Here is a 13,049-nt window from a genome sequence, read left to right on the forward strand (position 1 = left end):
ATCAAGTTCAGAACAAGTAAAGTTAGAAAGTGTATTTTATTTTTACCCATTGCGACATCATCCAAGCAGGAATCTCCTTGAAGGGTTTTTCAAGCTGGGCCAATTCCTAATTAACGTTTAACTCTTAAGCTTTTTATTAGCTCACAACTAACTTCATAAGATTTATAAACGCAAGACTCTGAACTCTTAACTCTAATAAGTATCTTTGCAGCCTGAAAAGATGTTCAAATAAAATAACATTTCCGAAGCTATTTACAGAACCCGTAAACTAACTAAGGAATCATTAACAACAACAACATGGGAAAAGGATTTTTTAAAGTGCCAGTGGCCGTTAACGAACCAGTAAAAGATTATGCAGTAGGCTCACCAGAACGTGCAGCGGTTGCGGCAACGTACAAGAAAATGTATGATTCAACAGTAGAAGTACCTTTATTTATTAACGGTAAGGATGTAAAAACTGGAGATACAGAAACGATGTCTTGCCCGCACGATCACAAACATATTTTAGGAACCTACCATAAGGCAGATAAAAAACTAGCGCAAGAAGCAATTGACACTGCACTTGCAGCAAGAGGAAAATGGGCGGCGACACCATGGGAACAGCGTGCAGCTATCTTTTTACGTGCAGCAGAGTTAATTGCTGGACCGTATAGAGCAAAAATAAATGCAGCTACTATGCTTGCGCAGTCTAAGAATATTTTTCAAGCTGAGATTGATGCTTCTTGTGAGTTGATAGACTTCTTACGTTTTAACGTACAGTTTATGACAGAGATTTATAACGAGCAGCCAGCTTCTACTTCTGGAGCCTGGAACCGTCTTGAATACAGACCTCTAGAAGGTTTTGTATACGCGATTACTCCTTTTAACTTTACAGCAATTGCAGCAAACTTGCCAGCAAGTGCCGCTTTAATGGGGAATGTAGTAGTATGGAAACCAAGTGACAGCCAAGTATATTCTGCCAAGGTAATTCTTGACATCTTTAAAGAAGCAGGAGTACCAGACGGCGTAATCAATATGGTTATGGGAGATCCAGTGATGATTACAGACACTGTATTAGCAAGTCCAGACTTTAGTGGAGTTCACTTTACAGGATCTACTCACGTATTTAAAGACATCTGGCAAAAAATAGGAACGAACATACACAACTATAAAACCTACCCACGTATTGTAGGAGAAACAGGTGGAAAAGATTTTATTGTAGCTCATAAAACCTCCAACCCAAAACAAGTAGCTACGGCTATTGCTAGAGGAGCCTTTGAATTCCAAGGTCAGAAATGTAGCGCGGCGAGCCGTTGTTATATTTCAGAAAGCATTTGGGAAGAAGTGAAGAAAGCACTTGTAGCAGACGTAAACTCATTTAAAATAGGGTCGCCAGAAGATATGGGGAACTTTATTACCGCGGTGATTCACGAAGGCTCATTTGACAAATTAGCTAGTTTTATTGATCAAGCAAAAGAAGACAAAAATGCAGATATCATAGTAGGTGGTGGTTATGACAAGAGTGAAGGGTACTTTATTGAACCTACCGTTATTGTAACTAAAGACCCTAATTATACAACTATGTGCACAGAGCTTTTTGGTCCTGTGGTAACCATTTATGTTTTTGAAGACAAGAAATGGGCAGAAACTTTAGCCTTGGTAGATGGTACTAGTGAGTATGCATTAACCGGAGCTGTATTTAGCGAAGACAGATACGCGTTAGAAGAAGCAATTAAAGCATTAGAAAATGCCGCAGGTAACTTCTATGTAAACGACAAGCCGTCTGGTGCCGTGGTTGGACAACAACCTTTTGGTGGTGCACGCGCAAGTGGAACAAATGATAAAGCAGGAAGTAAATTAAATCTTTACAGATGGATCTCTCCTAGAATGATCAAGGAAACGTTTGTAACACCTACAGATTATAAATATCCTTTCTTAGGATAATTTCTTCGGAAATACTAATCATTATTTAAAGCGCTGATACATTTGTATCGGCGCTTTTTTTGATTGCTAGAACAACGTCTATTCAAGCGAAATAAAATCAAAGCCAAATGACTTAAGTCTGAGTCTTCTCTATTCTCTAAAGAATCTAACAAAGTGTTTATGTCTGGCTCATTTTGGTGCAAAAAAAATCCCGAACAAAGTCCCGGGATTTTTAAATTTTTGACAGCAGGGTTATTCAAAATCCTTGAAATCACCTACGTGCGCGTGCTGAGAGTTATACGCTGTATTATTGCTATCTACTAGCATCACTGCTATTGTCAAGTTTGCCGCAACATAGTTTGAAGGAATCGTAATACTCACATTTTTTGTAAATGTTTCAAGTGCTCCAGTAACTGTTATTGCATCTCCAAGCGTTGCGGTCATTGCATCTCTTAATACTTCATTATGCTCAAAGTTAGGAATAGGATCACCTAAGCCAAAATATGGACTTGATGCATCTTCATCATAATAGTTAGTCTGGTCATATAAGATACCATCTTCCAAAAGGTAGATTACAATTTTATCGCCGTCAGTTGAACCGTTTTCGTAGATCACATTTGCTGTTACAGAAAGTTCGCTGCCATTAATAGCAGAACTAATTGAAATAGCAGCATCTGTATCTGTTCCAGCGATTGCAGTAACATCACTCACTGGATGCGGATTCACCCACACCACACTTCTATCTATTCTAGCTTGTGGCAAACCACCTACATCATATTCATCTTCTAGTGTTTCAAAATCTTGAAAATGCATTGGGTCAGGGCTGTTTGCAGCTGTTTTATGGATCGCTACTATAGTAACAAAGTCTGTTACTTCGTGTACCGCTAATATTGCCGCAGCTACTCGTGGGCAGAACCCACACCAAGTACCTGTATAATCTTCTACCACTACTTTACGCTTCGGGATAAATACCTCGAAAGATTTTTCTTCAGTTGAAAATGTTTCTCCTGCCGCAGTGTATTCTGCGTATACCGCAAAACTACCTTCCGTGCTTGAAGAAAACTGACTCCCACTAACTCCTATACCATCTACATAAAAAGTAGCCTCATCTGTAATGTCTTCACCTTCGCCATTTACTAAAGTAAATACTACCGTTTGATCGCGTAAAAATTTGGTTCCATTTATTATGATGGTAAATGACGCACTATCTACCACATTATATGTCAAGGTATTACTTGTAGTCCCTAAGTGGCTTGCGCTTATTTCATAAGTTCCTTCCTCAGCAAACACAAAATTGTTACCTGTCACTTCTTCTTGATTTACAGATAATGTGGCTAATGCAGAATAATCTACGCCGTCATTACCTACAATAGTAAAAGTTACTTCTTCATTAGCAGCTAAAACTTCATCCTCAGAAGAACTGGTTAAAATAAGCTGATCGATACTTCCTATTAAAGGAACATTTTGCTCAGATTTACTACAAGCAAAGGCCACAAAAAGGGCGATTACTGCAAACATTTTAATTAAATTTTTCATTTTCTGATTTTTGGCATTTTAATTGAATATGCAATAATAACTGTTTTAAACCACACCTTATCCATAGGATAATAGAAATTGAATCTAAGCAAGTTAGCTTATTATTTTAAAATTAAAATACCTATCATTGCCTAATTAATAAACCTACTACTATGAGAAATATTGCTTTATTATTCACCCTATTATTGACTTTTAACGCCTTCGCTCAAGAAGACCTCCCCAACGCAAGAGTTCAAACCATAGATGGAACAGACACTTCTATTGAAGAAGCAACTGATAAAGACAATGTAGTGATTCTCTCTTTATGGGCAACTTGGTGTGTACCTTGTATTAAAGAATTGGACGCTATAAGCGAAGTATATGAAGACTGGCAAGATGAAACTAATGTAGAACTTATTGCTGTATCTGTAGATGACAGCCGAACGGTAAAGAGAGTAAAGTCACTTATTAATGGTAAAGGGTGGGAATATGAAATTCTTCTGGACACCAATAACGACCTTAAAAGAGCATTAGGCGCTTCTACCGTGCCACTTACACTCCTAATTAAAGACAACAAAATTGTTTACAGACATTCTGGTTATAGTCCAGGAGCTGAGATGGAATTATACGAAAAGGTGAAAGAGTATTCAGCTAATTAATCTCTCTAACAATAACCAACCAAACTATTATGAAGAAAATTATTTTTGGGTTCGCTATCTTGTATAGTGGACTCTTTTTTGCACAAGAACAAGACAAAGGTTACTTTTTTGGTGGTTTTGAGTCTAATTACCAATGGCTTCTAGAAGACGAAGGAATTAATTTTCTACCCGGTGATGATAACTTTAGAGCGAACAACTATTTTCAGTTAAATTACAACTACGGCAACTTTACTGCCGGAGTGCAACATGAATCTTATTTACCCGCTGCTCTTTTAGGCTACTCTCCGGTGTACGATAACAATAACGGCATTGCTCACTATTATCTTAATTATAAGAATGATGGCCTAGATATTACTGGCGGTTATTTTTATGAGCAATTTGGTAGCGGATTAATACTACGCTCTTGGGAAGACAGACAGCTTGGTATTAATAACGCAATTCGTGGAGTTCGTATTAAATATGCTTTTACAGATTATCTAGATTTCACCGCTTTGTATGGACAACAACGTAATGGTTTTGCGCTGTCTGATGGTGTAGTCCAAGGACTCGATGCAAATATCGATTTGAGTACAGCACTGGCCATTGAAACAGTTGACTTAAGGCTTGGTGCTAGCTATGTAAACAGATATCAAGATACAGGCATTGAGGAATACTTACCCGGTAATGTAAATGCCGTAAGTGGTCGCTTAGACTTTGTTAAAGACAATGTATATGGAGGAGTAGAAGTAGTAAGCCGCAGTAAAGACGCTCTGTTTATAGAAGGATTACCGGTATCTCAAAAATTATACGATGCCACAGCAATGCAAGTTAATCTTGGATATGCTCAAAAAGGTTTAGGGATTAACTCTAGTTTTAGACGTTTAGAGAACTTTTCATTTTACGCAGACAGGGAAGCCCAAGGCAACGTGTTTAATGAACAAATCCTAAACTATGTTCCTGCACTTACAAAACAACAAGATTATTTACTGACTAACATTTATGTATACAATGCACAGCCAGGGCTTAACATTGACAATGTAGACCAGAAAGCTGGAGAGGTAGGATCCCAAACAGACATCTACTATTCTATTAAAAAAGGATCAACTTTGGGCGGAAAATACGGAACAAAAATCGCTGCTAATTTTAGTTATTGGGCAGGATTGGACGCAACGTATAATGTACCTAATCGATTTTACGAAGCAAAATTCGTAGGTAGCGGACCCAGACTTTTTAGAGACTTTAATCTAGAAGTGAAAAAAAGATGGACAAAGGGGTTTAGTTCCGTATTCACTTTTCAAGATGTGATTATAGACAAAGGTGTTGCACAACCAGGGCCTTTAGGTCAAGGAGATATTAGCGCACAGATTGCAGTATTTGAGGGAACATTCAGATTGAAGGATTCTAAATCATTGCGTTTTGTAACGCAGCATTTATGGAGTGAGGATGATCGTAAAAACTGGGTAGCGGGCGTGGTAGAATATAACTTCAACTCTAGAATTAACATATATGCCTTAGATTCTTACAACTACGGAAATGAAGATGAAGTAGTTGGTAAAGTGCACTATTACAGTGTAGGTGGATCTTACTCAAAGGGAAGAACGAGACTATCATTTAACTACGGTAGACAACGTGGAGGCCTTATTTGTGTAGGTGGTGTTTGTCGAGAAGTTCCAGAAAGTAATGGATTAAGCGGCTCAATCAACGTATCCTTCTAGCCACTCGCTTTACTTATAAAACAGTAAATGCGATCTCCCGGAGGTCGCATTTTTTTTACGCCTATTCCCTCTTCGGAAATTTTAATTAATGGGCTACTGTTGGTTTTGATTATACTGTAGTCACACATTACACCTTAAATACAGCGGTGTATTAGACAAAATGAAACAGCTTCAAGTTTTGAGTATTTACGAAGTGCCAAATAGGATTACCTAATCATGGCCTCTGATTAGATTTAAACAAATAGGCCAAGCTCTAAAACAATGGCTTCACAAAACGATAAGCACCATATTGATTAGCGCAAGATCTAACGTATAAAAAAAGGCCGCCTCATGGAGTCGACCTTTAAAATATGTAAGAAGATTTCTTTTATTTTTTAAGCACCTTGATAGATTGCTTATTTCCATTTGCCACTTTAAAGCTCACGATATATAATTGTGAAGACAACCCAGAAACATCAATGTTCTGCTCACCAACGGTCACATCATTTGTTTGCATTAATTGTCCATTAATATCAAAAATTTGCATAAAAGCATTTTCTCTTGATGTCAATGCAATTGTATTTGTAATAACAGTTGCATCGATTGTAATCCCTAGTTGAGACGCAATATCTTCAAGACCCATTGTAGGATCATATTGATATGTAAAAGTTAAATCGCCACCAATATCTGCACCACTCTCATCAACAAGGTAAAACCTTAATACGTGATTCGATATCTGTGGATTATCTACTTCGTTATAAAAAATCTTGTTTCCTTGTCCTGTAGTTGCGGAAGGCTCGATAATTTGAGGAGCAGCAACTGGTGGATAAGAACCTCCTACTGCGATAGCATCATAACATTGACCGCCATAACATATTTGAAAAGAACCACCTACGTCTGAAGAAACATACTCTATTGTAGAACGAAGCGCAGCCCCACTATCATTAGTAACAAAAAACTTTAAAGCATCATCTTCTGCCGTTGAGTTTCTTATTATAAGGTCACCATCATTTATATCGTTTCCGTCACCATCTACAATAGAGTACTGTGCATGAGCACCTAAGGCCGAAATCAATAATGCAAAAAGTAAAAATTTAATTTTCATAATTCAATTTTTTTTAAATTTATAGAAAACAAATATAGTTATTGAGACCAGATAAATGTAAAAATACTGGAACTATTTGCTCAGTCAAAGACCCTTAACCTATTGATTTTATAGGGTATTAGAGCAATAATTTAACATCAATTATTTTGTAATTACTCTAATAATTTTTATATATTCGCTGCTATAATAATTTTAAATCTGATTGATATGTCAAAGAAAATACTTTTTAGTACCATATTTATGCTATTAACTATAGGAATGTACGCGCAGACTATAGTAGGCATCACCGAAGAAAACAGAAATGTAGTATTGGAAGAATTTACAGGAATTAAATGTCAATTTTGCCCACAAGGTCACGCCATTGCACAAGCAATGAAAGACAACAATCCAGATGACGTGTTTTTAGTAAACGTTCACACTGGAGGATACGCAGTTCCTGCTGCAGGTGAGCCAGATTTTAGAACTTCTTTTGGACAAGCTCTTGCCGACCAAAGTCAACTTGCAGGATATCCAGCAGGAACAATTAACCGAGAAAACTTTCCAGGCTCTGAGCAAAATGGCTCTCCTGGCGGCGCTACAGGCCAAGGTAGAGGAACTTGGTCAAATACAGGTTCAACGCTATTAGGTAACTCGTCTTATGTAAATATGGCTGTTGAAGCAGATATAGATGTACAGACTAATGTAATGACAATTCACGTTGAAACTTATTACACAGGGAATAGCCCACAAGCAACAAACAAACTGAATGTCTACATTCTTCAAAATAATACGACTGGACCTCAAACTGGAGGAAACGCAGGGAACAATTATGTACACCAACACAGATTAGTCGACATGCCTTTTGGACAATGGGGAGCAGATATTACAAGCACATCAACAGGTTCTTTTGATGATAGAACTATTGCATATACGATTCCTGCAGATTATAACGGTGTAGCCGTAGAGCTTGCAGATCTTGAAGTAGTAGTTTCTGTAGCAGAAGGAAATCAATATATAGTAAGTGGAAACGGAGCATTACCGACATACTCAGGTATTACTGCTTCAAATGATGTTGACTTACGTACAATAGAAGAAATCCCAGTACAATGCCTTACAGAGCTAGGTCCTAAAGTAAATATCAAAAACTTAGGTCAAGATCCTATTACATCTTTAGATATTACATACAGCATAAATGGCGGAGCATCTTCTGTTTACAACTATACTGGAAACATTACTTCTTTGCAAAATGAAGATGTTGAGTTACCAGCAATAGCATATACTTCACAAGCAGTGAATACAGTAGACGTTACGATTACTGATGATGAGGACAACGCAAACAATGCACTTAGCACTACGTTTGGCGCAGCAACGCAAGGAGCAGGTAATGTTACTTTAACTATTGATGCAGATCAATATGCTTCTGAAATTTCTTGGAACATTAGAAACTCTGCGGGATCTTTTGTAGAAAGCGATGTATTAAACGCAGGTGACAACAATGACACACTTATTTACAACCTTGCTCTTGAAGGAGTTGATTGTTATACTTTTCAGATCATTGACTCTTATGGTGATGGTATCCTTGGTGGAGGTGGTGTTTCATTAATAGATATTAATGGTGTTGAGCACTTTCCTTTCACAGGAAATTACGGTAGCGGAGCAATTTTACAATTTGGTGCTGATGGCGTTTTAGGAACTTCAGATGAAACTTTTGAAGGTCTTTCTATCTTCCCGAACCCTGCAAAAGATTTCTTTAACATTGTGAATGCAGAAAATGCAGATGTTACAATCTTTGATTTAAGAGGAAGAAAAGTAAGAAACATTGATAAGATTTCTAAAAATGAAAAAGTAGATACAATTAGAATGAGTAATGGTACTTACTTTGTGACAATCACAAAAGATGGATTCACTACTACTGAGAAGCTTATCATAAAATAAGCCGAAGTATTATATATTAAAAAGGAGCTCCATTGGAGCTCCTTTTTTAATGCGTATTATTTAGATTATACAGTGTCCATCAAATTAGACAACATCACTTGACATACTCCTTTATAGTATCAAAATCTAAGCCTCCATAATTGCCACTACTCATTAATAGCAATGAAGTTTCTTTAAAATCTTGTGTGTATAGATATGTTTTAAAATCTGCCGGATTCGTAAAAACAGTGAGGTCCTTGCGACCAAAGGCTTCTTCTATTTGTTCTTGCTTAATTTCCTGCAAGCCTTTAATCATAACCGCATAAGGAGAATAAAACACGACGGCAGTGTCTGCGGCATCAAGTGCTCCTTTATATTGTGAAATAAACTCTGGATTCAGGCTGCTATACGTATGTAATTCTAGACAAGCAATAAGTTTCCGATCTGGATATTGATTTTTGACCGCCTGCGTAGTTGCACTCACTTTACTTGGAGAATGTGCAAAATCTTTATAAGCGACACAAGAGTCTGTTTCTGCAATTTTCTCTAATCGCTTACTCGCTCCTGTAAATGTAGAGATTGCCTCATAAAAGTCATCAGCATCAATGCCCATGAGCTGGCACACCCACCGCGCACCTTCCAGGTTGTTTAAATTGTGCTTTCCAAACACTTCTATTGGCATTTCTCCTTCTGGGGTATCAAGCAATGTCGCGCCCTTATCCACGGTGTATTCTGGAGTACGGTATGGATATTTTTTTATTTGGTTTACAGAGGCTTCTACTACTCTTTTTACTTCAGGATCTTCCTCATTGTAAATGATGGCTCCACCTGTTGTAATTTCAGAAAGAAAAATAGAAAACTGTTCTACATAATTTTCATAAGTAGGAAAGACATTAATATGATCCCAAGCAATCCCACTCAACAAAGCAATATTGGGCTTATATAAATGAAACTTAGGACGGCGATCTATAGGCGAAGAAAGATACTCATCACCCTCAAGCACCATAAAATCTGCATCCTCCGTTAGACGCACCATCGTATCAAAACCCTCTAACTGTGCCCCTACCATATAATCTACCTCTCTATCATGATAATGCATCACGTGTAATATCATAGACGTAATAGTAGTCTTACCGTGAGAACCTCCAATAACGACACGTGTTTTATTTTTAGATTGCTCATATAGAAACTCTGGGTAGCTGTAAATAGTCAAGCCTAGTTCTTTGGCTTTTAATAATTCTGGGTTGTCAGCTTTTGCGTGCATCCCAAGAATAATAGCGTCTATTTCTTCTGAAATTTTCTCCGGAAACCAACCAAATGCTGAAGGCAACAAACCTTTTGCCTCGAGTCTTGATTTAGATGGATCAAAAATTTCATCATCACTTCCTGTTACTGTTTCTCCCTTGTTGTGCAGGGCAAGAGCAAGATTGTGCATAGCGCTTCCGCCAATGGCTATAAAGTGTATTTTCATAAAATTGCCTAAAGTTAAAGTTTAGAATGCCTAAAGTTACAAGGTTTCGTTTAAAAACTATTGCAAGTTTAGAGGTTAATATAAAGGGATTTTGAGAGATAGTATCGTGCTATAGTTCCACGTATAGAACCACAAACAAGCATTCACATTTCCGAAGTAAAATTACATTGCTTTGATAATACGCCTCTCTTCTTTCGCCTCCTTAAAATCTGGACGGTCTACAAGTGCTTTTTCAATCCATTGTAAAGCAATCTCTTTGTTACCGACGTTTTTATATATCTGCGCAAGTCTGAAATATGCCCAATCTTTAGGCACGCCATCGCTCACAGAATAATTTTCTATATACGCTTGCAGGCAATTAATACCCAATGTTGCATCTAGATTATACTGCGCAGCAATCTTCCCAATTTGATAGTTAAGACTGTTTCTTTTGTGAATTTGCAAAGATTGCGAAGCCGTTTCAATCGCCTTTTTAGGCTTATTATTTTTCTCATAATGGGCTGAGAGTTTCTCATAAGTATGAAGAGATCCACCTACTTCAATCGCTTTTTTATAAAAGCGCTCTGCATCCTCAGGACGATCACTGTATTCTGCAACATAGCCATTTGCTAGATAGCCATCAACAGGTGAAAGCTTAAGTAGCTCGTTCGCATATTTAATAGATTTCATCTCACTTCCACCTATAATCCCTGGCAACTGAATATAAAGTTCTACCAACGCCCATCGCGCTTCTATATGTTGTAGATCTAAGTTTGCTGCGGCCTCAAAATGCTCTTTAATGTCTCCTATATACGTTGCCGCCCTAATACGGTTTATTGACAATGCTTTCATCCCCAAGGCACCTCCATATTTAAAATGGTAATTAGCATTGGTTTCATCTGCATCAACCAGTTGCTCATAATACTCCATCGCGGCATCCCAGTCCTTAGCATATCCTGCGATATCCCCTAGATATTCTATGGTTTTTCTGTCGTCAGGATTCGAATCAAGATAGTTTTCGAAAAACGGTTTTGCTTTGCTGAAATTTTCTGAATTGAACAATTTCGCTGCTTTGTCAAACGAGGATTGTGCCATTGAAAAGAATGGGATAAGTAAAAAAGTGAAAAGTATGTTTTTCATAAAGATATGGGAGAAATTTATTTTTTATTTTCTTTTGGCGGAAAATCTTTGAGCATCATAGGTATGACCTTGTCATAATATGCTTCCTTTTGTTTGGGAGTCGCTTTTTCTTTTAACTCACCATCATACTCCGCTTGCCATACCAACTTCTCACCCGTAGTAGCTTTTCTAAATTCTATAGTCATACGCTGGTTAATTACTTTACTACCTAAAGGAATACCAACTCCACCGCCTATGCTGATGCCACCACCTCCAGAACCAAGCCCTATTCCTATAGTGTTTTTAGAGTTTGACAGTGATTCTTGCACAAAGAAACTTACGTAGTATTGATTATAATCGGTTCTTTGAAAAGTCTTCTTTTGTAAGGTGCTATCTATTGCTTTTTTGATGCGTGTATCATCAAGATCATTGAGGCCAGAATTCATTTCAGTATAAAACTGATAGCTTTTTAAAACCGTCCAGTCTAGGCCTTTTTCATAATCTACGTTTACTGTTGCACCGCAAGAAGAGAGAAAAACTAATACAAGAGCCGAATAAATAAATTTCATATGCTATTATTTTCTAAGCATGGAAGCAAAAATAAAACCAAAAAAATGCTGCGTGCGACTACTATCTCATAAATCTATTTCCATTCATCAATCTCCCCACACTTCGGCTTTAATTTATCTTGAGCTAGTCAGCAGGGCTCAGCACTCTATTCTTGAACCGTACTCCCGTTCAACATTCCCCATAAAGTATCCTTTAACTCCATTAACCCTTGCTGAGCTATAGAACTAAAAAACAAATACGGAATACCTTCAAAGTCTTTATCAAGTTGCTCCTTCATTTCTGTTTTGAGTTCATCGTCTAGCATATCGCTTTTTGAGATAGCTACTAACTTGTCTTTATCTAGCAATTCTGGGTTGTAACGTTTTAATTCGTCTAGTAGAATATCATATTGTTCTTTAATATCGTCAGCATCCGCAGGAATCAAAAACAACAAGGTAGAATTACGTTCTATGTGGCGTAAAAAATAATGCCCTAATCCTTTTCCTTCTGCAGCACCTTCTATAATTCCCGGAATATCTGCCATCACAAATGTTTTGTGATCGCGGTACTCTACAATACCCAAGTTAGGTTTTAACGTCGTAAACTCATAGTTGGCAATTTTAGGTTTTGCCGCTGTGATTACAGACAACAAAGTAGACTTTCCTGCATTAGGAAATCCAACCAATCCAACATCTGCAAGTACTTTCATCTCTAGCGTGAAATTACCTTCATCGCCATCCATACCTGGCTGCGCGTAGCGCGGCGTTTGGTTTGTAGAAGATTTAAAATGGTTATTCCCTCTACCACCCATACCGCCTTTGGCAATAATAAGTTCATCACCATGTTCTAACAATTCTTTTAAACGCTCACCAGTTTCTGTATTTATTACAGCCGTGCCCAATGGTACATCTACATACACATCTGCTCCATCTGCTCCTGTACTTGTTGACTTACTCCCGCGCTCACCGTGACCTGCTCTTAAGTGACGCTTAAACTTTAAATGGTGTAAGGTCCACATGTTACTATTAGCCACTAGAATAATATGGCCTCCACGACCACCATCACCTCCATCAGGACCTCCTTTTGGTATATATTTTTCGCGACGTAAATGCGCACTACCTTGCCCTCCTTTTCCGGATTGCACATGGATCTTAACGTAATCTGTAAAATTTCCTTCTGTCATG

The 13,049-nt window shown here is 37.7% G+C and carries 10 protein-coding genes; 4 read left to right on the plus strand and 6 right to left on the minus strand.

From position 1 onward, the window contains the following. Positions 1–297: 297 nt before the first annotated feature. Positions 298–1,923 carry an L-glutamate gamma-semialdehyde dehydrogenase gene (pruA, locus tag ABXT71_RS01515; protein ID WP_415372039.1) on the plus strand — a complete coding sequence of 542 codons (1,626 nt, stop codon included), beginning with the start codon at positions 298–300 and terminating at the stop codon, positions 1,921–1,923. A 231-nt stretch (positions 1,924–2,154) separates the two neighbouring features. Here the strand turns inward: pruA and ABXT71_RS01520 are convergent, their stop codons facing one another. Then, the gene (locus tag ABXT71_RS01520; protein ID WP_415372040.1) at positions 2,155–3,438 is read right to left on the minus strand and encodes an Omp28-related outer membrane protein; all 1,284 of its coding nucleotides are present in this window, start codon (positions 3,436–3,438) and stop codon (positions 2,155–2,157) included. Positions 3,439–3,590: 152 nt separating this feature from the next. Between ABXT71_RS01520 and ABXT71_RS01525 the strand changes: the two genes are divergently transcribed. Next, positions 3,591–4,076 (plus strand): TlpA family protein disulfide reductase, encoded by a 486-nt coding sequence (locus ABXT71_RS01525; protein ID WP_415372041.1) that lies wholly within the window; start codon positions 3,591–3,593, stop codon positions 4,074–4,076. Positions 4,077–4,105: 29 nt separating this feature from the next. Next, entirely contained in the window at positions 4,106–5,770 is a 1,665-nt protein-coding gene (locus tag ABXT71_RS01530; RefSeq protein ID WP_415372042.1) for a DUF6029 family protein, read from the plus strand. A gap of 367 nt (positions 5,771–6,137) precedes the next feature. Here the strand turns inward: ABXT71_RS01530 and ABXT71_RS01535 are convergent, their stop codons facing one another. Continuing rightward, positions 6,138–6,854, minus strand: a complete 717-nt coding sequence (locus tag ABXT71_RS01535) for a T9SS type A sorting domain-containing protein (RefSeq protein WP_415372043.1) — start codon at positions 6,852–6,854, stop codon at positions 6,138–6,140. Between the two features lie 207 nt (positions 6,855–7,061). Between ABXT71_RS01535 and ABXT71_RS01540 the strand changes: the two genes are divergently transcribed. Beyond that, complete coding sequence (locus tag ABXT71_RS01540; protein ID WP_415372044.1) at positions 7,062–8,768, plus strand: T9SS type A sorting domain-containing protein; 1,707 nt, start codon at positions 7,062–7,064, stop codon at positions 8,766–8,768. 94 nt (positions 8,769–8,862) lie between these two features. On the opposite strand, the gene ABXT71_RS01545 is transcribed toward ABXT71_RS01540, so the two are convergent. From ABXT71_RS01545 to obgE, 4 genes are all read right to left on the minus strand, one after another. Then, positions 8,863–10,218 carry a UDP-N-acetylmuramate--L-alanine ligase gene (locus tag ABXT71_RS01545; protein ID WP_415372045.1) on the minus strand — a complete coding sequence of 452 codons (1,356 nt, stop codon included), beginning with the start codon at positions 10,216–10,218 and terminating at the stop codon, positions 8,863–8,865. Positions 10,219–10,380: 162 nt separating this feature from the next. After that, a complete protein-coding gene (locus ABXT71_RS01550) occupies positions 10,381–11,337 on the minus strand; it encodes a tetratricopeptide repeat protein (RefSeq protein ID WP_415372046.1) in 957 nt (318 codons plus the stop codon). Positions 11,338–11,354: 17 nt separating this feature from the next. Further along, positions 11,355–11,885, minus strand: coding sequence for a DUF4136 domain-containing protein (locus ABXT71_RS01555; RefSeq protein ID WP_415372047.1), 531 nt, complete (start codon positions 11,883–11,885; stop codon positions 11,355–11,357). 146 nt (positions 11,886–12,031) lie between these two features. Beyond that, positions 12,032–13,048 (minus strand): GTPase ObgE, encoded by a 1,017-nt coding sequence (obgE, locus tag ABXT71_RS01560; protein ID WP_415372048.1) that lies wholly within the window; start codon positions 13,046–13,048, stop codon positions 12,032–12,034. Position 13,049 lies beyond the last annotated feature (1 nt).

The sequence above is a fragment of the Patiriisocius sp. Uisw_047 genome, from assembly GCF_047730165.1.
Classification (GTDB): Bacteria; Bacteroidota; Bacteroidia; order Flavobacteriales; family Flavobacteriaceae; genus Patiriisocius.

Coding starts and splice junctions, on each gene's coding strand:
- pruA (WP_415372039.1), top strand. CDS start 298: ATGGGAAAAGGATTTTTTAAAGTGCCAGTGGCCGTTAACGAACCAGTA.
- ABXT71_RS01540 (WP_415372044.1), top strand. CDS start 7,062: ATGTCAAAGAAAATACTTTTTAGTACCATATTTATGCTATTAACTATA.
- ABXT71_RS01550 (WP_415372046.1), bottom strand. CDS start 11,337: ATGAAAAACATACTTTTCACTTTTTTACTTATCCCATTCTTTTCAATG.
- obgE (WP_415372048.1), bottom strand. CDS start 13,048: ATGACAGAAGGAAATTTTACAGATTACGTTAAGATCCATGTGCAATCC.
- ABXT71_RS01525 (WP_415372041.1), top strand. CDS start 3,591: ATGAGAAATATTGCTTTATTATTCACCCTATTATTGACTTTTAACGCC.
- ABXT71_RS01555 (WP_415372047.1), bottom strand. CDS start 11,885: ATGAAATTTATTTATTCGGCTCTTGTATTAGTTTTTCTCTCTTCTTGC.
- ABXT71_RS01535 (WP_415372043.1), bottom strand. CDS start 6,854: ATGAAAATTAAATTTTTACTTTTTGCATTATTGATTTCGGCCTTAGGT.
- ABXT71_RS01520 (WP_415372040.1), bottom strand. CDS start 3,438: ATGAAAAATTTAATTAAAATGTTTGCAGTAATCGCCCTTTTTGTGGCC.
- ABXT71_RS01545 (WP_415372045.1), bottom strand. CDS start 10,218: ATGAAAATACACTTTATAGCCATTGGCGGAAGCGCTATGCACAATCTT.
- ABXT71_RS01530 (WP_415372042.1), top strand. CDS start 4,106: ATGAAGAAAATTATTTTTGGGTTCGCTATCTTGTATAGTGGACTCTTT.